Genomic DNA, 26,524 nt, shown 5'->3' with positions numbered 1-26,524 from the left:
GTATGATGATTAACCGTTGGTTCTTTTGTATTCTTTCATGAAATCGGCAAGCGCTTTTGCGGCTTCCGGCGTGACTGCGTTGTAGAGGGAGATGCGGAGGCCTCCTACAAGACGGTGGCCTTTGACGCCGATGAAGTCATTCTTCTTGGCTTTCTCGACGAAATCCTTTTCCAGTTCTGGCGTCGCGAGGTTGAAGGTAACGTTCATCATGCTTCTGTCCTTCACATCAGCGTGGCCTTTGTAGAAACCGCCGCTCTGGTCGATGGTGTCATAAATAAGTCCGGCTTTTACCTTATTTCTTTCTTCAATCGCTTTGAGCCCGCCCATATTCCAGATCCAGTGAAGCATCCGGTTCAGCGTGTAAATGCAGAAGACAGGCGGCGTGTTGTATGTGGAATCATTCTTGACGAAAGTCTGGTACTGGAGGTATTCAGGAATATCCGTCCTTGCTTTTTCAAGAAGGCCTTTTCTGATTACTGCAAATGCGGCTCCGGCTGCGCCCAAATTCTTCTGGATCCCGGCCCAAATCATGTCGAACTGGTTGAAATCGATTTCTCTGGAAAGAATGTCAGAGGACATATCGCAGATGAGGGGAACATCGACCTTTGGGAAGTCCTTGTATTCCGTGCCGTAAATCGTATTGTTGGCGCAGATGTAAAGGTAATTCGTATCGGGACGGATATCGTAGGTGTCCGGGATATAGGCGTAATTTCTGTCCTTGGCTGTATTGGCATCGTACGTTTCACCGAAGAAAGCGGCCGTGTTTCTTGCCTTGTGCGCCCAGACGCCGGTATCGGCATAGGCGCCTCTTGTGTGAAGGAAATTGCAGCCTGTCATCAGGAACTGCATCGTGCCGCCGCCCTGCATGAAGACGATTTCATAATCATCATCCAGTTTCATCATCTGGCGAAGGTATGCTTTCGTTTCATCGAGCATATCCTGGAAAACGGGGGAGCGGTGGCTGATTTCCGTGATGCCCATTCCGGTTCCGCGGAAATCGGTCAGATCATTTTTCATTTCTTCGAGCACTTCGATCGGCATGGGGGAAGGGCCTGCGTTAAAGTTAAATACACGTTTCATTTGTATCCTCCTGAAAACACAAAAAGAGAAGACGTCCCATGGGACGAGCTTCTCTTTTTCTCGCGGTGCCACCCAATTTAGCCGCTGCCAATCTGTTGTATCCATAAAAAAACGCTCTTCATCCACTTAAGGGACGAGAGCACCCGCGATACCACCCAAATTGCCTTACGGCCATCTTTAGTCAGCTGTAACGGGCATGTCCCGGAAGACTCATCGTCTTCACCTCCGAAGCGGAAAGATAATAATGCTTTAACGGTTCACACCAGCCACCGTCTCTCTGAAAAGGTTTTATTATCCCTTCTTCATCATCGCTTGTTTCTTATGACTGGATTATAGACCGTCATTTGATCGTTTGTCAAGCCATCAAATAAGAAAAAATGATACATCTGCTTTAAGAGATATATGCTGATTCAGGAGAAAATACGGATAAGCTTACAAAAAAAAGACGGCCGGTGCCGTCTTTAAAATATACTCCTGTCAATTGATTTCGCTCTTCAGGTTCTTGAAGAAACGTTCAACGATCCGGGTGAAAAGTCCGTTGAAATTGCTGTCGTCTAATCTGTCACGGGCATCTTCGCTGGTGAAAACAAGAGCGCCGGTCTTCATGCTGTAAACATCGAAGCGGACGGTCAGGTACATCGTCACGTATTGTTTCTCCGGAATCTGTTCCGGGAAAGGAATCTTATGAACGACATCCTTGTAACCATTCTTGTCACAGACTGTTTCGTGGATTTCCTTGGTCGTCCATTCCGTATGGGCAGGAACCACGCTGACGAGCTTCTCACAGCGGGTGACCGTCGGAACGGCATAGAGAGCCGCTTTGGCGTCAACGGCTGCCTGAGGGATGCGGACAGCTGAAGTGGAAACTTCATCAGAAGGCGCTGCAGCAGATGCATCATCCGTGCTGTTTCCCGGGAGAACCGCTATGGCTCCCTGAAGAGGCGCTGTAATGATTTTCAGCCCTTTGACTTCTGCAGCTTTCTGGTTGAAAATGACCTGGAAGGAACGGCCTTCCAGTGCCATCTTTTTGGACAGAACATCGGTATTGACGACAGAGGTGTATATCGTATGATCAGCTTTGAAGGAATGTGTGGGGTCAGTCCATTTTGCATAATCCGCATTGGCCGTGAGAGACATGAGTGTCAAAGCGGATACCAGCAGGGGAATCCAAAGTTTTTTCTTCATAAGTGGGGCAGACCGGATTGCAGATGGGAAATCGGTCTGCAGCCTCCTTTCTCTAAAAAAGAAATGATTGAATTGGGCCGCTCTCGCAAATAAACTACATTTTCATCATTATATCATGAAACAATGGAATTATTATATTTTACGGAATCCTTTTCCAGGGAATTTTCGCCGAAATATAGTATAATGTAAATATAGAAGCTTTTGTGTATGAGTCTCTCGAAGGGAGATCGAAAAATGGAATTTAAAATTAAATACTTCAAGGATTACGTACCATTTCATGTGGGTGATGAACATCATCCCATCGAATTGAATCCAAGAGAATGTCCGGGTGTAGAGTCCGAGGAAGCTGAAGTCAGAAGAGCATTGGAAAATCCGATTGACTCTCCGAAGCTTCGTGAAATTGTTCATCCGGGTGAAAAGATTGTCATCGTGACAAGCGACGTAACACGCCCGATGCCGTCCTGGGTCGTCGTGCCATGCGTCCTGGACGAACTGGAAAAAGCAGGCGTCGAAGACAAGGATGTCACTGTTGTTTTCGGACTTGGCTCTCACAGAAAGCAGACCGAGGAAGAAATGAAACGCCTTGTTGGCGAAGATGTGTACAACCGCGTCAAATGCATTGACAGTGATCCCGATGATGTGGAACACATGGGATACTGCAAGAACGGAACTCCGGTCGATATCTTCAGGACAGTCGCTGATGCAGACCGCCGCATCCTTCTTGGCAATGTCGAATACCATTACTTTGCGGGCTACAGCGGTGGCATGAAAGCTATCATGCCAGGCGTATCCTCCAGAGCTGCCATTCAGGCAAACCACAAGAACATGATCAGCCCGGATTCCTATGCAGGGCATCTCGAGGGAAATCCGGTCCGTGATGATATCGAAGAAGTCTATGACTTCTGCCCAGTTGATTTCATCGTAAACGTAGCCCTTGATGATCATAAGAAAATCGCCTTTGCAGCTGCAGGCCATCATGTTACAGCACACCGCGAAGCATGCAAATTCCTCGACAGCATCTACAAGATCAAAATCGATAAGCCGGCTGATGTCGTCATCGTTTCCACCGGCGGCTACCCGAAGGATATCAACCTGTATCAGGCCCAGAAATCCATCGACAACGTCAAGCACGCAGTCCGCGAAGGCGGCATCATGGTTCTCGCCGCTTCCTGCAAAGAAGGATACGGCAGCGACGTATTCGGACGCTGGATCCAGCAGTATGATACACCGGACGAAAGAATCGCAGCCATTCACGAACACTTCGAACTCGGCGGCCACAAATCCGCGGCTCTTGCCCTGGTACAGAAGAAATGCGATATTTACATGGTGACTGACATGGATGATGCTATGGTAACAAAAGCCAATATGACACCATTCCACGATCTGCAGGAAGCTGTCGATGCAGCACTGAACCGCATGGGCAAAGACTGCAGCGTCTACGTCGTACCGATTGGCGGATCCACACTTCCTATGGAAGACTAAAAACTGATAGTGAATAAAAAGAGGCAGGCGCCGAGCCTGCCTCTTTTTTGTGAGCAAAGTAGGAATATGAGTAATAATAAAGCTAAAAAATAGTACGTAAGAAGAATTTTAGATTATAATAAACATATACTCAATTTCTATAGGAAACTGTTGGGGAATAGGATTAACCATGATAAATCAGAATACGATGAAAGTAATAAAGAGAGAAAAGAGAAATTCCTTATGGATATTTCGTATGATTTCTTTTGCTCTAACCACTCTTATATGCTTGGGAGTTTTTGCCTTTTTCAGAGAAGCACCATTTGGAGATAAAACGCTCGCAGCCAGTGATGCGTTTATTCAATACATGGATCTCATGGCATTTTTTAAGGATGTATTATCCGGGAATCAGTCTTTAACTTATACCATGACAAAAGGCCTCGGTGGGTCAGCCATTGGCATATTTTCTTATTATTTAGCATCGCCCACAGAATTGCTGCAGTTATTCTTTTCAAAAGACCAAGTGCCTGTTTCATATAATTTGGCAGCTGTCCTTAAAATGGGAATGGCATCATTGACGATGACATGGTTCTTGCAGGACCGATTCAATAACAAGATCTCCATGCTCCCTCTTATGGGACTTTCCATCGGCTATGGCCTGATGCACTACAATTTATACCAAATCTGGAGTGCTATGTGGCTGGATGGCGTATACATGCTGCCGCTCATGATGCTCGGCGTATATAGAGCTGTGCATTTTGGGTCTATTGGCATGCTTTCCGTCAGTACTGCACTTTCAATTCTGCTTAATTGGTATACTGGCGGTATCAATTGTCTCTTCAGTGGTTTCTGGTTTCTGGCAGAAGAGACGTTGCTGCATTTCCAGAGGGGCGGAGCAAAGAAAGAATTTTTTAGTGATACAGTAAGATATGTCTTTGGTATGGTAACGGGGATTTTGATCAGCTCTATTCTTTTCCTCCCTACAATATTACAGCTTCGCGAAGGGATTGGAGGTTCTTTTGACTGGAATCAAATTTCTCTGGGCTTTCAGGGAGATATACTGGCATCTCTAGGCGCTTATTACATGGGAATTCATCCTAAGGAAATACCCAGTTTAGATTATATGTCTCTTTTCTGCGGGAGCTTGGCAGTTTCCGGGGCTTTGGCACTATTTGCCGTAAAAGATATCAAATGGAAATATAAAGCATTTGCTTTTTTGCTGATTGTTTTTTCTTTTCTGATGTTTCATTGGAAAATATTATTTTTTATGTTTTCACTTATGAAAAAGCCGATGGGATTCATGCCAAGGTACTCCTATCTGGGATCTTTTATTCTCATTTTTCTTTCAGGCTGTTATTTCTCCGACTGGAAAAAATGGGGGTTTGGTATTCGGCAGCTTATTATTTGTTTGCTGTTCCCTGTATCCCAGATACTGATTGAACGTTTGCGGCCGGCATTATACCAGAATTTCTTTTTGTTCAATATTGCATTTCTAGTGATCGTCCCCTGTATTCTCTATGAAATTGACAGGTCATACAGGATAAATGTAAAGAAAAATTTTATGATGGGGTTATTAGCATGCATGCTCATTTGGGAAATGAGCATGTCTGCATGTATATTTTTATCTATGCGAGGAGCGGGGAGTCTTTATACTTATCAATCTTATGATGATCAGCAAAGAACACAGATTCAGGAAATCAAAGCATATGATGGAGGAATCTACCGTATCAATCAGGTAATGAATAGGGGAGATATTCGCGCGAAAGATGAACAAGAAAAAAATAAGGGATTTAATCTTAATGAAAGTATGAATTTTAATTATTGGGGAATACAAGAATATACTTCATTGTTAAAAAAATCTCAGTTCAGATTATCGTCTAATATAGGATATTATGATTTTACTGAAAGGGCTAACAGATTTTATACTTCTATTCTTCCTGCAGATTCTCTCTTGGGAGTAAAATATTTGTTGTTGACAGAGCCAATAAAAGGACTTGAGTCAGATTTGCCATTTGGAATAAGTAATGGGAAAAAAGTATACAAAAATCCATATGCTCTGCCTATGGCGTTCATATATCGAGAGAATGATCAGATAATCCCCGGAGAATCTGATAATCCGTTTACTTATACAAATGCACTATACAGCAAACTAATTGGACATGCTGTAACAATTTATCATCCCGTATCATTTACAGAAATATGTGAAAATAGACATGAGATCTATGAAATCAATAATGGGGTGGACCCTATTTATGCATTTCTTATATGGGATGGACCTTACAGACAGGTGTCGATAAATGGAGAAAGCAGTCAAATTTTATATGATTCAGGGATGTTCTATATTCCTGCGACGGGCAGTCAGACTCGTGCGATTGATGTAGACCTTTCGGATGATATCCGGATGAAACAAGCACTTTTCTATGAAACGGATCTTTCAGCATTGAAAGAAATCTCTCGCGAAATCAATCAAAGAGCTGCTAAAAATCTTATGATTCGAGATGGAGAAATCAGTGGTACGGTAGAAGGAAGAGAAGGAGATATACTTTTCTTATCGGTTCCTTATGAAAATGGATGGACAGTCATGAGAAATGGCAAAGAGATTACTCCTGATATCTTTGCAGGATGTTTGATGAACATTCCTCTTGAGGAAGGAGAAAATCACATTCAAATGACATACCATATTCCAGGGCTGACAGCAGGGGCGGCTCTGACATTGATAGGTATTCTGCTTTTAGCTGGTAATCAATATAAAAGAAGAAAACAATAACGAAAATAGGGGCTGTGACAAAATGGTTAATCATTTTGTTGCAGCCTCTTTTTTGCGTCTTTATTTCATCATTTTTAGCTCTGCTGTAAGCCTTTTACGTAAAAATGCGCGTAAGCCCCCTTACCCCCATAAGACTTTTAATTATATTGTCTTAGGCGGCAATCCTTATACGCATTATTTTTGTGATGTATTTCCTTAAATTATAGCCAAGTGCTACCAGGTATAACTCGGCTTTTACAGAATCTATCCCTTTTCTGACGATTCTTTTGTACCATCTGTCATGTTTCATGATTCCAAAAGTTCCTTCAGCCTGGATTGACCGGTTCATTCTTAGCAGGGCTCCATGGATGCTTTCCAGATTATCCTGAACCTCCTGGTACATGTTATTCCGTTCTCTGCTCAATGAGATTCTTTTGTTCTTCGGGGTCTTTTTACATTGCTCTGCCAGCGGGCATCCTTGGCAGTCTTCGCATTCAAATACTTCCTCCTGCCTGCCGTATAAGTTCCCTCTGACCAGATGTCTATAGATAAATTTGAAAGCCCTGTCATTTGGACAACGGATGGTTCCATTCTCATCAACTCTAAAGTTTATTGGCCGAAACGGATTGGTATGGTATTTCTTGTCTTTCGTTTCTTTCTTGTACATGGGGAATTTCATATACTTTTCCATACCGTGCTGCTCGCAATAGATGTAATTGTTGAAAGATCCATATCCTGCATCTGCCACAGGATACTTAGGATAAGCCCCATAGACTTCGTGGAATTCCTCCATCAGCGGTACGAAGCAATCCATATCTGAACGATACTGGTTAACATCAATTACGGCAATAAATTCATCGGCAACACCTATTTGGACATTGTATGCAGGCAGAAGCTGATCATTTCCCATGTAGTCCGACTTGATTCGCATGAATGTTGCATCCGTATCGGTCTTCGAATAACTGTTTCTGGAAGTACCGCATATCTGTATCTTCTCAACATATTCTTCAAGTTTTGATGTATATGCCTTAAGCTGCTCATACTTGCGTTGATGATCGGACTTGCGATGCCCGCTTCCATGAACAAAGGCCGTCTCATCAATCTGCCAGATTTCTTTTAATTTATCCAATACCAGACGCAGATAGTCCGGAGCGTATTCTGTATTGATGTTTACACTCATATGGTCATACTTAAGATCATCATTGAGTAACTCAAAAAGGCTGGTAATCTTGGCAAAAAGCTTGTAGCGGGATTTTTCAGCGGATTTCTTCCATACCCAGCTGTATTTATTTGCGTTCGCTTCAAACTTGGAACCGTCAATATATATATGCTGCAAATCCACGTTGAGTTTGCCGCAGAGTTCTTTCGTAATTGAATAAAAGATATCCTTGAGAGAATACTTAAGAAAGCCCTTCACGAAATGACAGAATGTCCGATAGGATGGGGCTTCATAATTCATCAGGTACATATATCTGATATTAACCCTGCAATTATCTTCAAGTTTTCTAAAAGAGCAATATCCTTCTTCTGCGAAACCATAGATGATCGTTTTCAGCATGTTGACGGGATTATACCTGGGTCTGCCAGCGCCACGCGTCGGTATGTAACGAAGGTACTTTTTAAGATCGATTTCCTCCATAAATCTGTCATACATTAAAACAGGATCATCGACATTGAGAATCTCAGAGGGAAACATTGGCAAAATGCCTTGTTCTGCGGTAAAATGATTGCTAGTGTTGTTATTTTTCATTGTAAAAAATTATAACACGAAAGGCTCTGCCCCGGACCAAATGATCCGGGGCAGAGCCCTTTTTGTTGGGATGAATTTTGTCACATCCCCTATTTTCGTTACTTGATAATTATAGAATCAAACTGCTTAAGGAATAAACTTATTTGGGAAGAGTAAAGCGACGCACAAAAACGTGTGAACCTCGATGCAGGGGGTTAAATACAAAGTGAGATAGTAGGTAAGAATGCTTAGAGCCCGACAAGGCAACAAAAAAGACACCACGGAGTCTAAGTCTCGTGATGTCTTCTTCCGGTGGGCGATAACAGGATCGAAATGGTTCGAAAACGAACCGGTTTTGAAGGAGCAAAGCGACACGCAAAAACGTGTGAGCTTCGATGCAGTGAGGTTAAATATTAAGTGAAGCAATCGGTAAGAATGGGGTTATAGGACAAAACGTGTTGGTAAAAATTTATATTATGCTTGTATTAAGGGCAGAATACGGTGCATACTGAAATACGCCCGAGCTGCACTGTAATCCATCTCATCACAATTAGCTGGAAGCGTAAAAGCGCCCATATTCTCAGCACTTCCAGGTTTGTGTTCAAATGCGCACTTTTCCGCATCAGCAGCAGATAAAGACACAATAAGGGCATCTATTTTTCATAACGATAATCTTTCCAGAAGATTAGTCACACTGAAAAGATAAAATCCCATTTTAGCCTGTATTTATCAGGGGTTTGAGGCTTTTTACCAACACGTTTTGTCCACCCTTTAAGAATTACTGAAAATCTTAAAATGCCGATGGAGCCCGATAAACGCGGGGCTCATCGACTATAAAAACAACACGAAATGTCCTATAAGCCTAAGAATGCCTGGCGCCCTGTAAAAAGGCAATAAAAAAGATACCACGGAGATAAATCACGTGATATCTTCTTCTGGTGGGCGATGACAGGATCGAACTGCCGACATTCTGCTTGTAAGGCAGACGCTCTCCCAGCTGAGCTAATCGCCCATGGTGACCTGTGCGAGATTCGAACTCGCGAACCCGCCGTGAAAGGGCGGTGTCTTAACCACTTGACGAACAGGCCATTGGCTCCTGAAGCAGGGTTCGAACCTGCGACATCGTGATTAACAGTCACGCGCTCTACCGGCTGAGCTATTCAGGAATCCGTACGAAAGGTACTTCAATATAATAACAAACGGACTTAAATTTTGCAACACCTTTTTTCAATCTTATGATTAAAAGATAATGAAAAATTTACATTAGCAGAAATCTCATTGTATGAGATAACCGGAATATAATATTGATGCATTGAAACAAGATTCGCTGCAGAAGTTTAATACCTAGGAAAAGCAATCAGTCAGTATGCATTTCACCCACCAATTAGAGCAAGAAAAAGGCACCATGGAGTTTCCGTCACATGGTGTCTTTCGATTTGGTGGGCGATAACAGGATCGAAACGGTTCGAAAGTGAACCCTTTTTGAAGGAGCAAAGCGACGCGCAAAAAGGAGTGAACCTCGATGCAGTGAGGTTAAATGACAAGTGGGATAGCTGGTAAGCCTGCGTCCGCCCACAAAAAAGCAAAAGAAAAAGGCATCACGGAGATCAATCACGTGATGTCTTCTTATCTTGGTGGGCGATGACAGGATCGAACTGCCGACATTCTGCTTGTAAGGCAGACGCTCTCCCAGCTGAGCTAATCGCCCGTGTATCTGATGTTTATTATGCCTCATTTATGAGAAAAATGCAAGCCCTAATCAGGAATTCTCATAAAATTCAGTATATACAGCTATTTCAGGTGAGCATAAGAATGCTTGTGTATATACTTTTTATTTCAAATACATAAGAAGACAATGCATTTTCTTGCGCCCTTTGTGACATCGTGCTAAGATTAGCATCTGAACACTAAAGAAAGGGGCAGTATGATGCCAGGTAGTGAAATGTATAAGAGCCGCTGGACGGTATTTTCCATGTCGGTTCCTATTTTTGTAGAAACAACGCTTCAAATGATGGTGCCCAACGTGGATCAGTTCATGCTGAGTCATTATTCTCAGGATTCCGTGGCAGCCGTAGGCAATGATAATGTCATATTTAATTTAGTTATACTGACACTCGCAGTCCTTTCGCAGGCTGCGACGATTTTAATTGCACATTACAGGGGCGCCGGGAATCTTTCCAAGGTCAGTGAAGTATGTACGGTTTCATTGACTGTCAATCTGGTACTGGGGCTTGTGATCAGTGCCGCGCTTTTCATCTTTGATGATTTCTTTTTGAATGTTTTAGGAATGCCGGATGAAATACGTGCGGATGCTTCTCTTTATTTACGATGGATTGGCATATTTATTTTCATCCAGAGCATGTACATGGCTTTTATTTCCTTTCTCAGGGGATTTTCCCAGCTTAAACTGACGATGCTCTGCTCCCTGGTCATGAATGTATTCAATATCGGCGGCAATATGCTTCTGATCCATGGCTGGGGACCGATTCCGTCCCTGGGCGTGGCCGGTGTCTGCATATCGACAAATATTTCTAAATTTATCGGTTTCTTTTTGATCCTTTACTTATTCCACAAGTACACGCCTGCCAGATTTTCGATGTCTTATTTAAGACCGTTCCCATGGAAAACATTCCACAAGATTCTTTATCTGGGCGTACCGTCAGCTGGAGAAACGTTTTCTTATCAGTTTTCTCAGGCTATGATTATGAAGTTTGTCAATCTTTTTGGCGTCGTTGTTATTACGACAAAAGTTTACTGCTATATCATAGCGATGGTCAGTTATGTGTATTCCCAGTCGCTTGCGATGGCGACGCAGATTCTGGTCGGCTATTTCAAAGGGGCAGGGGATAATGATGAAGTTGATAAACGTGTCAAATTTACAATTTCAGTAGCCATGCTTCTCTCCGGGACAATATCGACGCTGCTATACCTCAATGCGGATGCGGTTCTTTCTATTTTCACGGACGATCCGGCAGTCCATGCTCTGGGGAAAACAATTCTTTTCATTGAAATATTCCTGGAAATCGGCCGTGCAGTCAATATGAGCATGGTTATGGCACTTAATGCGGCTGGTGATGTCAGGGCGCCTGTAACCATAGGTATTATTTTCATGTGGTCTGTAGCTACATTCGGATCCTGGCTCCTGGGCGTCCATTGGGGATGGGGCCTGGCAGGAATCTGGATTGCTATGGCAGCGGATGAATGCACGAGAGGACTTGTCTTCTTCTGGCGCTGGCATCAGGGTGTGTGGAGGAAGCGCTTTGCCTGAGCCTTTTAAATCTTCAGATTTGTATTTTAAATTGTCAGCACAGGTAAAAAATACGGCCTGTGTTGACAGGTCATAGATGGAATGCTATAGTAGATGCAATCAAACGCAGGGAAGAAAGAGAGTACGTTTTCTGAATCCATCATAGAGAGTCCGGACGGTGAAAGCGGATATGGAAGGAATACGGAAGTGCATTTTTGAGCGTGAAGAGCCGAAACAGAGTAAGCTTTTCCGGGAGCTCCCGATACAGGGCTTGAGTCCTTAGGAAAAAGGACTTATCGAGGCATGTGTGGTGACACATATGCGAAATTGGGTGTGAATCACGAGTCTCTCGTCCCATGGTTGGGGTGAGGGCTTTTTTATTGCAAAAAGCCCTGCCCGAGAAATTTTTTCAGGAGGTCTTACTATGGAGAAGAAAGAAGGAGTTCAGGACATAGCGGATAAGGTCTTGAAAGCCAACAAGACGCAACGTCAGGGACGGCAGTTTATGTTATGGATCTTGGCGCTTGTCGTTGGTGCCGCACTTGGATGGCTTGGCATCAAACCGCTGAATGAACTTTTCACATTTATTGCAACAGTATTTACCAGACTGTTCCAGTTTATCGCCGTACCGACGATTGCACTGGCAGTGATTACTACACTTGCTGCATTGGGCGGCAATAAGAATACGGGACGTATTTTTGCTCATGCTGTTACTTATACGCTCCTCACTACATTCTGTGCAGCCGGCATCGGACTTGCCATGTTCCTCTGGATTGCACCGGGAAATCTTCCTGCTGATGTAGTTGGTGCAGGTGCAGCCAGTGTCCCGCAGAATCTGGAACAGCTTTCCTACTATGATCATATTCTGGGAGTTATTCCGAATAATATGATTCAGCCGTTCCTTTCCGGGAATGTCCTTGCTGTTATGCTGATTGCCGCTTCCTTTGGTCTTGGACTTGCTTTCATGCCAAAGACAGAAAACAGGGAAACGCTGCTGAAGGGAATCCTCGGTTTCCAGGAACTGCTCTTCACACTGATCAAAGCACTGCTGTATATTCTTCCGGTCGGCATTCTGGCATTTGCCGCTCAGCTTTCTGCACAGATTGAAGCAGGCGTCATTGTCGGAGCTCTTGGAAAATACACGTTGGTTATTATTGGAAGCAACTGCATCCAGTTCTTCCTTGTACTGCCGGTATTCCTTCTGCTTCGCGGACTGAATCCAATTTCTGTATTCCGTAAAATGTCACCGGCGATAGCTGTTGCTCTTTTCACAAAGAGTTCGGCCGGCACACTGCCTGTCACACTGGCTTCTGCTGAAACGAATCTGAAAGCAGATCCGGCTGTTTCCCGCTTTGTCCTTCCAATCTGCACGACTATCAACATGAACGGCTGTGCAGCTTTCATTCTCGTTACTTCCCTGTTCGTTATGCAGAATGCAGGATATTCGCTGGATATGCCGACTATGCTGACATGGCTCGTCGTTGCTGTCATTGCAGCCATCGGCAATGCGGGCGTTCCGATGGGATGCTATTTCCTGACACTGTCTCTTATGAGCGGTATCGGTGCACCAATAGGACTCATGGGTATCATTCTTCCAATCTATACAATCATTGACATGATTGAAACCGCAGAAAACGTATGGTCTGATTCCTGCGTATGCGCTATGACCGACCATGATCTGGAAGGGAAACTCGAACCGGCCGCTGCTGTAGAAGCATAATAGAAAAATAAAAAGAGAGGGGAGAAATCTCCTCTTTTTTCTGTGCAATTTGACCATGGAAAAAGGGGATGTGACAAAATCCGATAAAACGCTATTTTCCCTTTTCTCGAACGAAGTTCGGTTTAAGGGTGTTTGAGCTCGCCCCGTAGGGGGAGCTGGCGACGGAGTCGCCTGAGGAGGTTCATCTCTTCGAGCGAAGCGAGGTTTTTAGGTGTTCATATAAAATCAATACACATCGATGCTGGATAATCCTATAATGAAATTTTGGGTTATAGGACAAAACGTGTTGGTAATTAATCCCAGCCATGGCTGGGATTAAATCCAGAATTATGTAATTCGTCCCACATTATGGCATCACCCCAAGCTGGGATTGAATCTGCCAGTCTTTGTTGTGAGCTTATGCTATTATAGATAGTAGAAATGCTTTTATCGGTCGGCATAACCTTGAGTATTTCTGAGAGTGAAAGCGGTTTCGGTGAGTGCATGTAACACCACCAGAAAACCGCTTTTATTCGTCTTTCAACGGATAATCCACGATGGTTTCTGAGCATCGCTCGAAGCTGTGCATTTACACCGCCCTCTATGAGATTATTTGTCGCCGGATAAGGACTTGGGAATTCATCAGCCTCTTTCAGATAGGTGAAAAGATTCCCGGATTTTATCAGACTAATGAGCGATGTTTTTGCCTTTATAAGGCGTTCGTGGGTGTGTCGCATTACGCCTCTATCGTCCATTGTCATTTCTTTTAGAAATTCCTTATGCTTCATTGTCCAAGATTCAAATCGGCTTACCCATTTTTCTGCTTTTTTAAGAGTTTTTATCTCCAACAAATCCCTGGCAAGCATATACAGCTGGGCACCGGCAAGGGTTCTTGGACGAGTCGTTGTGTAACGTCGTATCTGGCAAAATACATGAAATATGCAGCGCTGCAGTCTGGCATTTGGCCAGACTTTTTTTAATGCCTTTTGGAAACCCGGACCACCGTCAGAAACGACTATACGTGGTTCAGCAATACGACTCATTAGGGCTTCCCAGGCAAAAGCACGTTCATATCTACATAAATACCATCCTAATACATGATGCTCATCACAACAGATCAGAATGCAGGCTTTTCTGGCAAGATAAATGCCATCAACATATACAGTTTCCCTCGGCTCTTCAATCTTCGGCGGCATGGCCCAGATATCCCAAAATTTTGCTGTTTTTCTTCGGAAATTACGCCCTTCACCTGTCATATCCTTCTGTGTATCCTTGCTGAATAACCAATCAAGAAACATACTGAAATCCTTCGCATCACGATTAATAGGAAGAGTAAATACATTCCCACATTCTCGGCACTTCCAGCGTTGTGTTCCTGCCCGTGTTTTTCCATATTTGTAGCAGGTAAAACCACAATAACGACATCTAACTTCTTTCATAAAATAACCTCCTAGAAAATAATTCATTTCCTGGGAAAGATAAAATACCATTTTAGCCCGTATTTACAAGGTGTCTGAGACTTTTTACCAACACGTTTTGTCCACCCTTTAAGAATCACTGAAAATCTTAAAATGCCGATGGAGCCCGATAAATACGGGTTTCATCGGCATTAAAACCAACACGAAATGTCCTATAAGCCGAAATTTTCTAATAGAAAAAGGGGCTGTGGCGAAATGGTTACACATTTTGTCACAGCCCCTTCATTTATTTTTTTATTAAAGTTCAGTTGCTTTGCGGAGAGCGCGGAGGTTTTCTTCGGAAGCTTTCGGATTGACGACGCAGCCTGGCCCTAAGATCAGGCCTTTGCCATCCACCTGTTCGATGGCATCCTTGACATGCGCAGTGATTTCTTCCGGGGTTCCATCGAGGACGATATCGTCATACTGGAGAACTCCGTCTACGAAGTAAGGAGCAGATTTAATGCCTGCCATGAGGCATTTGTCAGTCAGATTTCTGGCTTCTTTCAGTGTCGGCCAGGTGTGGCGGTCATGCCAGTTGATGGCATTGACCGGATATGAGGCGACTTCATTGAAGTAAATGTCTTCGCCATGGATATGAACAGCATTGAACCAGGTTTTCTTCGCATAGGATTTGATGACCTGCAGGTCATAGAATGCGCCGAATTCCTGGAACTGGTCAGGTGACATCATCGTGCGGACGGCATTCTGTGTGGCAAAGAAGAAGCCATCGACACCGGCATCGATATTGTAGCTGACAAAATCCAGTGTGGTTGCAGTGATGGCAGCCAGTGCATGATGAACGGCTTCAGGATAGGAAATCATATCTTTCAGCAGACGGTCGCCCGCCATTTTCTTCAAGGTAGAGAATGGGCTGAAGATTGTCTGGATGCAGGGGGTGCCCGGTGTACGGCGGCGGATCAGTTCCCTTGCAAATTCAATCTGCTTGCCATATGTACCCTGAATGGCAGGAATCGCTCTTAATGCATCATAGTCAGCAGGGCTCTGGATGGCGAATCTTTTAACGATTGGTTCTTCATAAGGATCACAGTAGATCGTCAGCTGATTGCCAAAGTCCTGTGTGCTGTACAATCCAAAAGGCATCATTTTGATGTAATCGAAATCATATTTTTCTGTCAGCTCAACTTCTGCTTCTGCCAGAGAGATCGGGTCCTGATCAAACTGGGAAAGATGCATCCAGGTAGCGACCGGAACACGGTCTACATCTTTGGAAGCCAGAGCGGCTCTTACTCTTTCTTCTCTATTCATCATATACTCCTTTCAGAAATCCGATTTCCAAATACCGAAATTTCTCTATTTATTTATTATACCATAGGAATGGACTGATTTCATAAAGCGTTTATGGATGATCGCCTTTGTTTTCGACACTCCTTATAAAATTTTGTATAATATAGGTTACATTTAAAGGCAAGAGGTGATGACATGACTCATCAGGGAAGACCATGGCTGACGGCACTGACTGGATTTATTGCGCTGCTCATGGGCTTTTGTGAGTTTTACACATACAGAATCGGCTGGCACCCTTTTTCCAATCCGTGGAACAGGGCAAGGCTGCTTCATGTTGAAGATATACCTATGGTTTTGGCGGCAGGCGCTGCCACTTTCATCGTACTTACGCTGCTTCTCTGGCTGCTTGAGAAAATTCCTCCGATTCCGGAAAAGGAAGGACCTGGAGGCAGTCCTCTCGATGCGCCTTTTGCGCTGATTGCAGCATTTCTTTTTCTGGCATGGATGCCCTTCTTTCTCGTGTTTTATCCGGGAACAGGAATGAATGATACGACGGATATCATGAGAGCAGGCATTTGGGCGGCCGGGCAGCATACATTTATTTACTGCATGGCCGTTTACGGGCCGACGGAGCTTTCCAAAGAACTGACGGGAAGTGCGTCTTACGGACTTGCGTTCATATCCGTTGTGCAGATGTTCCTTTTTGCCTGCGCTATTTCTTATACCCTTTCCTGGGTATACAGAAAGACCGGCCGCATGTGGCTTTCCTGGGGACTGGCACTTTATTACGGATTCCTTCCTATGATTGTCAATATGTCGTTTTCCAACGTGAAGGATGTCCCTTTTTCCGCAGTGATTCTCCTCTGGGTTCCGCTTATGACATCTTTTGTATCCGGATACAAGGAAAATGCGTGGGAATCGAACAAATATCTTTATGCGCTTGCCGGCATTGGGATGATGATGCTCCGGAATAATGGCATTTTCGTCTTTATTCCCATGATGCTGAGTATTATCATCCTGATCAAGCATGTCCGAATGAAAGTCCTTCTTACATCTCTTGTCATGATTGTTATTTCCATTACGCCGGATATAGTCATTAAAGAGACGCTGGATCTTCCGCAGCTCTTTCAGGAAAGAGTGGGGATTCCGCTTCAGCAGTATTCAAGGACCGTGGCAGTGGGGGCGCCTTTGACAAAAGCGGAGGAAAACTACACGATCCGTATGATGATGCCTGAACAGATCAAGACCTGGTACGATCCGTTTACGGCAGATCTGATCAAATGGAACAGTAATTTCGATTTTTATTACTTCAATAACCACCCGGATGAATTCTGGAAAGCTTGGAAATCATTAGGAGAGAGAAATAAAGAAACATATGTAGAAGCATGGCTTTTTGCCACATACGGATACTGGGCATTCCCCGCACCTGACGAAATGACGCAGTCGAGATTCGGATGGGCCTTTTCGGAAAATGATCTGAAGAACGGCCTTGCGCCGCAGCATAATAATGCCTATCATACAGCAACCATCCTGAAATTCTTTGATCCGAAGACGCAGGAAAACCTGGGCACGTACTTGTGGGATCACAGCCGCTATCTTGGAGCGGGCACCTGCCTGTGGATTACTCTTTGCATAGGACTTCTTCTTTTCAGAAGACGACAGTACACGAGATTCCTTGTGCTTCTTCCGTCCTGTCTTCTCTGGGGGACGCTGATGATTGCTGCGCCGGCCGCCTTTGTTTTCCGTTATGTATATTTCTTCCCGCTTTGCATGCCGCTTTTCCTCTTGCTGCCGTTCCTTCCTGAAGGCCGCTACAGCAGGATGCACTGGAGGGCAGACACGGAAACCATTCCGATGGAACCAATGCGAAATACCATTCATGATGAGAAAGCAGTATTTCCCGAGCCGAGGGACAGAAGCGGTGATGGGTATACGCACTGGAAAGATTAAGACCTGTATCAGAGAAACGGCGGATTACATTTTAACCTGAAGGTATAACAGATTATTTGAAAGGAGGCGGCCATGCCTTATCTGACAATTCATGGAAGACTGGGAAGGGCCAGCCTCTTTGGCGGGATTCCGCTAGGGATTGCCATCTGGTATACGATTAAGATTTTCCGGATGGATGATCAGGAACTGCTGCGCTCTGCTCTTGATCCGGTGCTGGCGCTGTCAGATATCCCGTTCCTCGTTCTCTTTGCTTTCATTGGCTTTGCATTGATGCAGAGTCTCGTGCAGCTTCTCCTTTGCGTAAGGATACTGCCGCATAAAAGCCTGGGGCGGAAATGGTTCCCTGTTCTTGCTGGCACCATGTTTCTTTATGATTTGATTTTCCTTCTCGCATTCTACCCGGCACCCGGGATGAATGATACGGTATTCATGATGGATAATCCGAAATATGCGGGCGTCCAGTTTCCGTGGCTCTATTCCCTCATTTACGGGTATGGAGCGGAAGCAGCAAGGAAGCTATTCGGCACGCGGGAAGTATCCATCTTTATCCTTTCCTGTCTGCAGCTTGCTGTCATCTCAGCCGTGCTTACAAGATTTTCCTTCTGGGTGAAGGAGCACGTGGATGAAAATGCAGGGTACATTCTTTACCTATACTTTCTTCTCTTTCCGATGTCTGGAAATTATGCTATCGCAGCTGTCAGGGACGGGCTTTTTTCTGCCGCCCTTTTAGTATGGATGTGGCTTTTTATCACGAAAAGAAAAGAGAAATGGGAGAGAGGCAGGTATATTCTTCTGACAGCCGCCGCGCTTGGTCTGATGCTTCTTCGAAGCAATGGCGCCGCTGCCGCTGTTCTTATGGCGGCCTTTCTCATGTACCATAACCCGTCATGGAAAAAGATTCTGGCCGTCATTCTTTGCTGCCTGGTCATTTCAATTGTCCCCGGCCGCATGATTCTTCATGAAATGAATGAGGAGCCTCTTTTTCAGGAAAGCATGGGAATCCCTCTGCAGCAGATGGGAAGAGTGCTTGCGCTTGACGGCAGCCGGAGTGAGAGCACGGTTCTTCTGATGGACCATCTCCTTCCTGAAGAAAACTGGAAAAATGATTACCAGCCATATACGGTTGATTACGTCAAGTGGAATGATGATTTCAGACGCGGCTGGCTGAATGACCATAAGAAAGAATTCCTCCTTGCATGGGCAGATACGGGATTGAAAAATCCGCGCTTATATTTGGAGGGCTGGATGACACAGACCTATGGCCTTTGGTCCTTGATTCCAGGCGCTTATGATGTGCAGTCCAGATTTGGCTGGGCTCTGACCGATGAGAATACGAAACATATGCTTCCGGCGGACAATGACAGGATGGCCGTAGGAAATTTTCCCATGCCTTCCCGATTAAAATCATTCCTTGCCAATTTCCAGTATGCAGGAAGCCAGTTTCTGGGAGCCGGCTTTGCCTTCTGGCTGACGATTCTTCTGTCGGCTGCATTCTATGCGGATCGCAGGAGCTGGTGCATCCTTGCAGCACTTCCGCTTTTACTGAATACCGCGACGCTTCTTGCCGCAACGCCTGCGGGATATGCCTTCCGTTATTCCTTTGCTTACGTATGGGGGCTGCCGGTTCTTTTGATCCTTTTGTTCTTAAGGCCGGAAAAGGAAGAGTTGTAAACAGCCATTTAAGCATTCAAAAAAGGATGTGAGACGAATGATTATCTCGCATCCTTTTTCTTATGAAAGTTTAGATTTTATCAAAGAAGGAGGAAACTGCCTTGTTGAATTTTTCGGATTCAATCCAGAAGAGGAGGTGTCCGCCTTTTTCGAAAGGAACGAATTCCCCATGCGGAACCTGGGAAGCAATCCAGGTCCCCTGTTCTATGCTCCGCGGGAAAATACCGCTGTTAGAGGAAAGAACGATGGTTGGAACGGTGATCGTACCAAGGACGTCAGTGTAATCGCTGTAGCAGTAATCACAGTAGAGTGCAATTCCTATCGGAACCGGAAGTTTCATCATTTCATCCTTCATCCAGTCAAATCCTTCCGGAATTTTTCCTCCCTGGAAAATATTCTGAGAGAATGCTTTGATAAAAGCAGCATGGTCGGTCTGGATAGATTTTGCAAACTGGTTGAAACCTTCCGTATTGTAATTTCTGAGGCTGTGTGAATTCCATTCACCCGGGCTGAACGGGAATGGCGTCATATCAATAAGTCCAAGACCAGCCAGATGGCCGCGGTCTTTTCCGAACTGCTTCCAGTAGGAGAGCATGGTCGGGCCGCCCATGGACCAGCCCATGAGCAGGACATCCTTCAGTCCCAGGTATTCAATGACTTCATGGATGTCCTTTGCCATGCGGTCGATGGAGTATCCGTCAAGCATCTTGGAAGACCGGCCATGTCCCCTCATATCCATGGTAATGACTTCATACCTGTCTTTTAATCCTTCTACATTTTTCTTGTAGAAACGGCCTGAGCATCCCCAGCCGTGAATCAGAACAATGGGGCGGCCTTTTCCTTCTCTTTCATAATAAATGTGAGCGCCGTGGCTGACTGTGTAAATACCGCTTTTCATGATGCATCCCTCCTGAACAAAAAATGACAGAAATAACTTTCATGGGAGCCATAAGAATAAAGGCTCCGTCGGGCTGTCTTTATTGTAACACTTCAGGCTGAAGCGTTTAATACGGGAATCTGCTGTGGCCTTCATCAATGAATCCTGCTGATTTCCTCGCGGCGAAAGTGTATACTGGTAGTAAGAATATCGCATTGATTGGTAAGAGTCAGGAATTTGGAATGGGGGATGTATATGAACCGGGCAGCAAAACGTTTACTTTACTTGGGAGCCGCAGTTTCCCTTTGCCTTTCTATGGGATGGGGCGCAGCAGATGCCGCTGATCTGGCAGGAGCACCGCATGAAGTCGTGACGGCTGAGCAGGAAATGGTTCTGGCAGCACCACAGGTCATTCTGAATCCCAATATCCGTTACGCCAATGCAGCTAGAACTCCCTATGAAGCAAAAGTCTGGAGGCTCGATGCGCCGGTAGGAGAGAAATTTCCAGTGAATTTCCGCAGCACTTCTGATCCTTTTGTCAAGAAACATGCCGGGGAAAAGATGTATCAGGGACTTGAAGCTCTTCATATTTCAGGAAGCGCTCAGCCTTCCGCCGATGGATTCCGCGGATTGATCAAGGAAATCAGGAAGCATACGAACGGTCCGATCTATGATATAGATCTCAAGCAGGAAACGCATGGCTTTGCCAATGGCGAGGCTGTGAGCCGGTATGGCAAGAGGAACTGGGGTAATGTCGGGAAGAGCCTCGATCAGATTCTGGCAGAAGAAAACCGGACATTTGCTTTCCTTCCGGGGAAGACAATCCTGATCAGCCCGCCAGGGGCAAGAGTGCGCGAAGACCGCCTTCAGCCGCTGACCGTTTCTGAGGCTTCGACGGAAAAAGAACTGACGCGCGAATTAGGCATCCGCTATGTCCGCATTCCAGCCACGGATCATATCTGGCCCGATCCGGATACGATTGATCAGATGATTGCGCTCTACAGACGCCTGCCCAAAGACAGCTGGCTTCATTTCCACTGCGAAGCAGGAAAGGGAAGGACGACTGCCTTCATGGCCATGTATGACATGATGCGGAACCCGCAGCTTCCGATGGAAACAATTCTTGAACGACAGCATGCCATTGGCGGAAATATCGTCAATTACGAAGGCAACGGCACAAACCAGTGGAAGAATCCATACTACAAAGAGAAAGCCAGAATGATCAAAGCTTTCTATGAGTATGTACAGCAGAACCACAAGACGGGATACCGTATGAAGTGGAGCGAATGGCTTTCAAAAAGAGAAGCAAAAACCGGTCCGCAGCGTCTGAAATAGGATTTATGATGTAAGAACTTGCAAAGAAATGCAGGATATGGTAACTTAATTCCATAAATGTATATCCACACTGTCCCTGTCACCGGATGGGGGCGTAAAAAGGTGTTTCGAGATTTTCCGTAGGTACGGCGCTTCGGCGTTACAAGGAAGATTTTGGAGCACCTTTTTTTCTGAGTGATGGTCATTGATGAAAGGATGGATTGTTATGAAAATTGCTCCATTTGCCGTGGAAGAATGGATGAATGAGTATGAAGTCGGTGCGAAATATAATATAGCGGAAACCTGCGTGGATTCCATTTCACTGGATGAACTTTTTGAACTGACTCATACAGACAAGAGGGAATTCCTGGATGATATCTGTGCCAGAAGACTGACATACGGGGATATCTACAGCAAGCCGGAACTTTTGAAAGGAATCGCTTCTCTTTACAAGACCGTGAATACAGATGAAATCGTGACCTGCCATGGCGCAGCCGGGGCAAACCACCATCTGTTCTATTCAATCGTGGAACCGGGCGACCGCGTCATTTCCGTCATGCCGACCTACCAGCAGCTGTATTCCATTCCTGTATCGCTTGGCGCAGATGTCAAAGTCATGCATCTGGAAAAAGATAAGAACTACCTGCCTGACCTTGATGAACTCAGACGTCTTGCCGTCAAGGGAACCAAGATGATCTGTCTCAATAACCCTAACAACCCGACCGGTGCATTGATGGATGAAGCCCTTCTTAAGGAAATCGTGGAAATCGCCAGGGAATGCGGCGCTCACCTGATGGTCGATGAAGTTTACCGCCACCTCACACAGGAAGATGTTTGGTCTCCTTCTGCTGCGGATCTTTATGAAAAAGGCATTTCCGTCAGCTCCATGTCCAAAGTATTCTCCCTTGCCGGTGTACGCCTTGGCTGGATTGCTACAAAGGATCCATCTGTTCTTGCTGCATGCAGGAGCCACAGGGACTATGATCTGATCAGCTGCGGCATGATTGATGAAACGATTGCCGCTCTGGCTCTCAGCCACAAAGATGAGATCCTTTCACGCAACAGGACTCTGATCCGTGAAAACCTTTCCGTCCTTGATGCGTGGGTCAAGAGTGAACCGCATGTTTCCTACGTACGTCCGAAGGCAGGTACGACTTCTCTTGTCTACTACGATCTTCCTATGGACTCCTATGACTTCTGCCGTGATATGTATCATGAAACAGGCGCATTCGTTACACCAGGCGACTGCTTCGAAGAACCGCATTCCATGAGAATCGGCTACGCTGCAGACAGGGAAACCCTGAAAAACGGGCTTGCGGCTGTCAGTGAATTCATAAAAAGAATCGCGAAAGATTAAAAAGGGCTCATTTGCCTGAAATAAGTATAAAAGCTCTGATTCGGTCAAATCCTGGTCAGAGCTTTTTATAATGCATAATGGCTTATAAAAAAGATTAAGGGTCAAAATTATCCTCACTGTCATAAATGACAGTGTTCTTATTGGTGCAAATTCGATACAATAGAGAGAAATAAAGCAAATTAATGCAAAATGTACGTTATGTTACATATTGGATTGTGGGGAGTAACCAATGGATAATAAAGACTTTCGGGAGAAGTCCGCGGACGTTGCAAAAAACTTTATTCATAAATGGTATGACAAGTCAGCCACCATAAAAGAGCTGCTTGATCTGGCAGATCCGCAGGGATTCAGCTGGATCGGATATATGGCGCCCGGATTCAACCGCACAGAGGCAGAAGCACGGGATTACTACATCAGGAAGCAGGCTCGTAAGGAAATTCCGATGATGAAGGCGGACGGCGACCGTTATGACACGCAGATGATTGGGGAAAACGCGTGCCTTGTTCTTTGCGAATGCCATGTCTATGTGCCTCAGGAGTACAAACTGGTCATCAGTGAAGTGCAGAGAGTGACCATGCTGATGAGAAGAGACGGGGAGCATATTTTCATCACGCATATTCATGCGTCCAATCCCTGGTTTGCTGTCGGCAAAGATGAAAAATTTGCCATTACTGCCGGCCGGGCCAATTACGAATATGCCAGGACGCTTCTTGCGATGGAAAGATTCAAGACAGATGTCGATCTGACGCGCCGCCAGAAGCAGATTCTTTCCGAACTTTGCGATGGGAAAACGTATAAGGAAATCGGAGAAACGCTCGACATCAGTCCGCGCACGGTCCGCTACCATGTCGAGGAATTGATGCATCATTTTCATGTGGAAAACAGGTCTCAGCTTCTTGCAAGAGCCCGGAGTCAGCCAAGATCAAAGAAATAATACATCAGCGCAGCCGTTATGGCTGCTTTTTTCATGGGCGAATGTGAAAAAATCATAAAATGAAATTTATTTACAATGTCGGCTCTTATTACAATTTTCACTTTTTAAAAAGAGTAGGATGACATATAATCATAGATATAGTGGCTGCGGGTTACATACCCAGGCAACTGCCATATCAATTTGAATAAAAGTTTAGGCCGCTAAGCGGATAAGCACAAGGAGGCTGGGAAGTATGGAAGATGTTGTTCAGTTATTTGATAAGGTAGATCAGAATCGTGAAGCTATGGTGGATACCTGGAAGCTTCTGGTAGACAGAGACTGCGGATCAGGAAACAAGGCAGGCGTCGACGGTGTAGGCCGCGATGTAAAAGATTTCCTGGAAAAATGCGGATTCAAAGTCTGGTTCCATGAATACGAAAAGGCAGGCAATATGCTTGTTGCTGAATACGGTGATGCAAGTAAGCCGTTCATTGTCCTGACAGGTCATATGGACACGGTATTCGGTGATGGGACAGCGGCAGCAAGACCGTTTACCATTAAAGACGGAAAGGTAACAGGCCCGGGCGTTCTTGATATGAAGGGCGGCGTAACGATCCTTCTTTATGCAGTACGTTTCCTTCTGGAAGCCGGTTATAACCGCTACCGCATCAAGATTATCCTGGCAGGCGATGAAGAAGTCGCTCATGGAAATTCCACAGCATCTGCTGATTATGAAAAAGAAGCAAAGGGCGCTGTCATGGGATTCAATCTGGAAACAGGTTGTGTGGACAACAGCGTTGTTATCGAGAGAAAGGGCGTTGCCCAGTACCTCTTCGAAGTGGACGGCGTAGGCGCCCATGCAGGCAATAATCCGGAAGACGGAAGAAGTGCTGTAGAAGAACTGGCTCATAAGATCCTTGATATCCAGGCTGAAACAGACTGGCAGGAAGGCACGACGGTCAACTGCGGCGTTATTGCCGGAGGCACCGTAGCCAATGCTGTACCGGAACATGCCTGGGTAAAGGTTGACGTCCGCTTCAAGACAACAGCCGGAATGGAACGCATTGAGAAAGCTTTCCAGAAGATTGCCAAGAAGCAGTACGTCGAATCGACAACGACCTGCTGCAAGAAGCTCGTCGTATTCCCGCCGATGGAAAGACTGGAGAGTTCTGAGAAACTGTTTGAAAGAGCGGAAGCCATTGCGGAAAAATATGGATTCCCGAAAGCAAAGGCAATTGCTGTCGGCGGCGGCAGCGATTCCGCTCACCTGACTGCCTGCGGCATCCCGACTCTTTGCGCACTGGGCGTCAGAGGACAGTTCAACCATACCGAAAGAGAATGGGCAGAGGAAGAATCTCTCTTTGAAAGAACAAAACTGCTGATGGCTCTTTTGTCTGAGCTCTAATCCGAAAAGAATCGGGGGAATCATATGAAAGAGGATGTTTTTGCTTATATAGATGACCATAAAGCCCAGATGATGGATCTCTGGCAGGATCTCGTCAATCAGGACAGTCCTGCCTCTTATCGGGAAGGCGTAGACCTTGTCGCCAAAAGGGTATTCAAAGAACTGGAAGAAGCAGGCGCAAGTACCAGATGGGATGAGGAAGGAAAAGCACTGATTGCTGAAATTCCTGGAGATTCCCGTGCGCCCGTCCTCCTTTTGGGGCATATGGATACCGTATTTCCTGTCGGCGAGGCAGCCAGAAGGCCGTTTACCGTAGAAGGCAGTCGTGTTACCGGACCCGGCGCACTGGATATGAAAGGCGGCGTTGCTGTTATGCTTTCTGCATTGAAGGCTCTTCACAGTGCTGGATTTTCCGGACGTCCATTAAAGGTGATTCTTGTTTCTGATGAAGAAATCGCCCATAACGGATCGAAAGCGACTGTTATGCTGCAGCGTGAAGCCAGGGGATGCGCAGCCTGCTTTAATTGCGAGACAGGGTACGAAGATAATTCACTTGTCATTGGCAGAAAAGGCGGCGTCGTATTCAAGGCCGCTGTGCATGGCATTGCGGCTCACGCAGGAAATAATCCGCGCCAGGGCAGAAGTGCCATTTGGGAAATGGCAAAGAAGATTGATGATATCCAGAATATGACGGACTGGGATAAGGGAATTACGTTCAATGTCGGTACCATTAAAGGCGGCACCGTATCAAACGCGATTCCGGACTACTGTGAAGTAGAAGGAGATATCCGTTTCCAGGATCCGGATATTTCACCATTCGTCAAGGAAGAACTTTTCAAGGTCTTGAATCATACCTATATGGAAGGAATGAAGACAGAACTCCTTTTATACCATGAGGGCATGCTTCCCATGAAAATGACAGAAGAAAACAGGAAGCTGTTCGAATTTGTAAAGAAGACCGGAGAAGAAAATGGAATCCCGGTATCAGAAGGAAAGCTTGTAGGCGGCGGCAGTGATTCGGGCTACGTTGTGTATGCCGGCGTTCCGACCGTCTGCGCCATGGGTGTCAAGGGCCGGTTCAATCATACAAGAGATGAATATGCGCTTAAGGACAGCCTGTTTGAAAGAGCAAAGCTTCTTGGCGCCGTTATTTTAAAAATGAATGAAGTTTAAAGGAGAATAGCA

Annotated in this window: 17 protein-coding genes, 4 tRNA genes and 1 other annotated feature; of the genes, 11 read left to right on the top strand and 10 right to left on the bottom strand. The window is 45.4% G+C overall.

All coding sequences use genetic code 11. The annotated features are described in order from the left end of the window. Positions 1-9: 9 nt before the first annotated feature. Both serC and Dia5BBH33_RS06490 read right to left on the bottom strand, forming a co-directional pair. Positions 10-1,080 (bottom strand): 3-phosphoserine/phosphohydroxythreonine transaminase, encoded by a 1,071-nt coding sequence (gene serC / locus Dia5BBH33_RS06495; protein ID WP_022381709.1) that lies wholly within the window; start codon positions 1,078-1,080, stop codon positions 10-12. 477 nt (positions 1,081-1,557) lie between these two features. Then, entirely contained in the window at positions 1,558-2,265 is a 708-nt protein-coding gene (locus Dia5BBH33_RS06490) for a hypothetical protein (protein ID WP_143332605.1), read from the bottom strand. Positions 2,266-2,499: 234 nt separating this feature from the next. Between Dia5BBH33_RS06490 and Dia5BBH33_RS06485 the strand changes: the two genes are divergently transcribed. Continuing rightward, complete coding sequence (locus tag Dia5BBH33_RS06485) at positions 2,500-3,747, top strand: nickel-dependent lactate racemase family protein (RefSeq protein ID WP_143332604.1); 1,248 nt, start codon at positions 2,500-2,502, stop codon at positions 3,745-3,747. A gap of 187 nt (positions 3,748-3,934) precedes the next feature. Then, positions 3,935-6,493 (top strand): YfhO family protein, encoded by a 2,559-nt coding sequence (locus tag Dia5BBH33_RS06480; RefSeq protein WP_162501769.1) that lies wholly within the window; start codon positions 3,935-3,937, stop codon positions 6,491-6,493. 151 nt (positions 6,494-6,644) lie between these two features. Here the strand turns inward: Dia5BBH33_RS06480 and Dia5BBH33_RS06475 are convergent, their stop codons facing one another. The 5 genes from Dia5BBH33_RS06475 to Dia5BBH33_RS06455 form a co-directional block, all read right to left on the bottom strand. After that, positions 6,645-8,222, bottom strand: a complete 1,578-nt coding sequence (locus Dia5BBH33_RS06475; protein ID WP_143332102.1) for an IS1182 family transposase — start codon at positions 8,220-8,222, stop codon at positions 6,645-6,647. 915 nt (positions 8,223-9,137) lie between these two features. Continuing rightward, positions 9,138-9,213: transfer RNA gene (locus tag Dia5BBH33_RS06470), tRNA-Val, on the bottom strand. 1 nt (position 9,214) lies between these two features. After that, a tRNA-Glu gene (locus Dia5BBH33_RS06465) sits at positions 9,215-9,289 on the bottom strand. A 2-nt stretch (positions 9,290-9,291) separates the two neighbouring features. Further along, positions 9,292-9,367 (bottom strand) — tRNA-Asn (locus Dia5BBH33_RS06460). A 466-nt stretch (positions 9,368-9,833) separates the two neighbouring features. Then, a tRNA-Val gene (locus Dia5BBH33_RS06455) sits at positions 9,834-9,909 on the bottom strand. Between the two features lie 216 nt (positions 9,910-10,125). Here Dia5BBH33_RS06455 and Dia5BBH33_RS06450 point away from each other — a divergent pair. Both Dia5BBH33_RS06450 and Dia5BBH33_RS06445 read left to right on the top strand, forming a co-directional pair. After that, entirely contained in the window at positions 10,126-11,469 is a 1,344-nt protein-coding gene (locus Dia5BBH33_RS06450) for an MATE family efflux transporter (protein WP_231939296.1), read from the top strand. A gap of 99 nt (positions 11,470-11,568) precedes the next feature. Further along, positions 11,569-11,808: a binding site (T-box leader), on the top strand. A 64-nt stretch (positions 11,809-11,872) separates the two neighbouring features. Further along, positions 11,873-13,168: a dicarboxylate/amino acid:cation symporter gene (locus Dia5BBH33_RS06445; protein ID WP_143332603.1), complete on the top strand. Its 1,296-nt coding sequence runs from the start codon at positions 11,873-11,875 to the stop codon at positions 13,166-13,168. A 293-nt stretch (positions 13,169-13,461) separates the two neighbouring features. Here Dia5BBH33_RS06445 and Dia5BBH33_RS06440 read toward each other — a convergent pair whose 3' ends face one another. Both Dia5BBH33_RS06440 and Dia5BBH33_RS06435 read right to left on the bottom strand, forming a co-directional pair. After that, a complete protein-coding gene (locus tag Dia5BBH33_RS06440) occupies positions 13,462-14,586 on the bottom strand; it encodes an IS1249 family transposase (protein WP_143332484.1) in 1,125 nt (374 codons plus the stop codon). Positions 14,587-14,862: 276 nt separating this feature from the next. Then, on the bottom strand, positions 14,863-15,876 hold the full coding sequence (locus tag Dia5BBH33_RS06435; RefSeq protein ID WP_232518024.1) for a uroporphyrinogen decarboxylase family protein: 1,014 nt from the start codon (positions 15,874-15,876) through the stop codon (positions 14,863-14,865). A gap of 171 nt (positions 15,877-16,047) precedes the next feature. Here Dia5BBH33_RS06435 and Dia5BBH33_RS06430 point away from each other — a divergent pair, with 171 nt between their 5' ends. Together Dia5BBH33_RS06430 and Dia5BBH33_RS06425 are read left to right on the top strand one after the other, a co-directional pair. Next, positions 16,048-17,802 (top strand): DUF6020 family protein, encoded by a 1,755-nt coding sequence (locus tag Dia5BBH33_RS06430; protein WP_143332602.1) that lies wholly within the window; start codon positions 16,048-16,050, stop codon positions 17,800-17,802. Between the two features lie 72 nt (positions 17,803-17,874). Continuing rightward, positions 17,875-19,473, top strand: coding sequence for a DUF6020 family protein (locus Dia5BBH33_RS06425; RefSeq protein ID WP_108850816.1), 1,599 nt, complete (start codon positions 17,875-17,877; stop codon positions 19,471-19,473). A 70-nt stretch (positions 19,474-19,543) separates the two neighbouring features. On the opposite strand, the gene Dia5BBH33_RS06420 is transcribed toward Dia5BBH33_RS06425, so the two are convergent. Next, positions 19,544-20,371, bottom strand: coding sequence for an alpha/beta fold hydrolase (locus tag Dia5BBH33_RS06420; protein ID WP_108850817.1), 828 nt, complete (start codon positions 20,369-20,371; stop codon positions 19,544-19,546). Positions 20,372-20,605: 234 nt separating this feature from the next. Here Dia5BBH33_RS06420 and Dia5BBH33_RS06415 point away from each other — a divergent pair, with 234 nt between their 5' ends. From Dia5BBH33_RS06415 to Dia5BBH33_RS06395, 5 genes are all read left to right on the top strand, one after another. Next, complete coding sequence (locus tag Dia5BBH33_RS06415) at positions 20,606-21,685, top strand: phosphatase domain-containing putative toxin (protein ID WP_022381868.1); 1,080 nt, start codon at positions 20,606-20,608, stop codon at positions 21,683-21,685. Positions 21,686-21,890: 205 nt separating this feature from the next. After that, a complete protein-coding gene (locus Dia5BBH33_RS06410) occupies positions 21,891-23,021 on the top strand; it encodes an aminotransferase (RefSeq protein ID WP_143332601.1) in 1,131 nt (376 codons plus the stop codon). 229 nt (positions 23,022-23,250) lie between these two features. After that, complete coding sequence (locus Dia5BBH33_RS06405; RefSeq protein ID WP_143332600.1) at positions 23,251-23,955, top strand: helix-turn-helix transcriptional regulator; 705 nt, start codon at positions 23,251-23,253, stop codon at positions 23,953-23,955. Between the two features lie 232 nt (positions 23,956-24,187). Continuing rightward, the gene (locus Dia5BBH33_RS06400) at positions 24,188-25,339 is read left to right on the top strand and encodes a M20 family metallopeptidase (RefSeq protein WP_143332599.1); all 1,152 of its coding nucleotides are present in this window, start codon (positions 24,188-24,190) and stop codon (positions 25,337-25,339) included. 24 nt (positions 25,340-25,363) lie between these two features. Continuing rightward, positions 25,364-26,512 (top strand): M20 family metallopeptidase, encoded by a 1,149-nt coding sequence (locus Dia5BBH33_RS06395; protein WP_143332598.1) that lies wholly within the window; start codon positions 25,364-25,366, stop codon positions 26,510-26,512. Positions 26,513-26,524 lie beyond the last annotated feature (12 nt).

Source organism: Dialister hominis, from assembly GCF_007164725.1.
GTDB lineage: Bacteria > Bacillota > Negativicutes > Veillonellales > Dialisteraceae > Dialister > Dialister hominis.
The sequence above is the reverse complement of the archived record's forward strand: the minus strand, read 5'-3'. Positions and strand labels throughout refer to the sequence as shown.

Coding starts and splice junctions, on each gene's coding strand:
- Dia5BBH33_RS06480 (WP_162501769.1), top strand. CDS start 3,935: ATGAAAGTAATAAAGAGAGAAAAGAGAAATTCCTTATGGATATTTCGT.
- Dia5BBH33_RS06450 (WP_231939296.1), top strand. CDS start 10,126: ATGATGCCAGGTAGTGAAATGTATAAGAGCCGCTGGACGGTATTTTCC.
- Dia5BBH33_RS06425 (WP_108850816.1), top strand. CDS start 17,875: ATGCCTTATCTGACAATTCATGGAAGACTGGGAAGGGCCAGCCTCTTT.
- Dia5BBH33_RS06475 (WP_143332102.1), bottom strand. CDS start 8,222: ATGAAAAATAACAACACTAGCAATCATTTTACCGCAGAACAAGGCATT.
- Dia5BBH33_RS06430 (WP_143332602.1), top strand. CDS start 16,048: ATGACTCATCAGGGAAGACCATGGCTGACGGCACTGACTGGATTTATT.
- Dia5BBH33_RS06435 (WP_232518024.1), bottom strand. CDS start 15,876: ATGATGAATAGAGAAGAAAGAGTAAGAGCCGCTCTGGCTTCCAAAGAT.
- Dia5BBH33_RS06410 (WP_143332601.1), top strand. CDS start 21,891: ATGAAAATTGCTCCATTTGCCGTGGAAGAATGGATGAATGAGTATGAA.
- serC (WP_022381709.1), bottom strand. CDS start 1,080: ATGAAACGTGTATTTAACTTTAACGCAGGCCCTTCCCCCATGCCGATC.
- Dia5BBH33_RS06405 (WP_143332600.1), top strand. CDS start 23,251: ATGGATAATAAAGACTTTCGGGAGAAGTCCGCGGACGTTGCAAAAAAC.
- Dia5BBH33_RS06445 (WP_143332603.1), top strand. CDS start 11,873: ATGGAGAAGAAAGAAGGAGTTCAGGACATAGCGGATAAGGTCTTGAAA.
- Dia5BBH33_RS06415 (WP_022381868.1), top strand. CDS start 20,606: ATGAACCGGGCAGCAAAACGTTTACTTTACTTGGGAGCCGCAGTTTCC.
- Dia5BBH33_RS06490 (WP_143332605.1), bottom strand. CDS start 2,265: ATGAAGAAAAAACTTTGGATTCCCCTGCTGGTATCCGCTTTGACACTC.
- Dia5BBH33_RS06440 (WP_143332484.1), bottom strand. CDS start 14,586: ATGAAAGAAGTTAGATGTCGTTATTGTGGTTTTACCTGCTACAAATAT.
- Dia5BBH33_RS06485 (WP_143332604.1), top strand. CDS start 2,500: ATGGAATTTAAAATTAAATACTTCAAGGATTACGTACCATTTCATGTG.
- Dia5BBH33_RS06400 (WP_143332599.1), top strand. CDS start 24,188: ATGGAAGATGTTGTTCAGTTATTTGATAAGGTAGATCAGAATCGTGAA.
- Dia5BBH33_RS06395 (WP_143332598.1), top strand. CDS start 25,364: ATGAAAGAGGATGTTTTTGCTTATATAGATGACCATAAAGCCCAGATG.
- Dia5BBH33_RS06420 (WP_108850817.1), bottom strand. CDS start 20,371: ATGAAAAGCGGTATTTACACAGTCAGCCACGGCGCTCACATTTATTAT.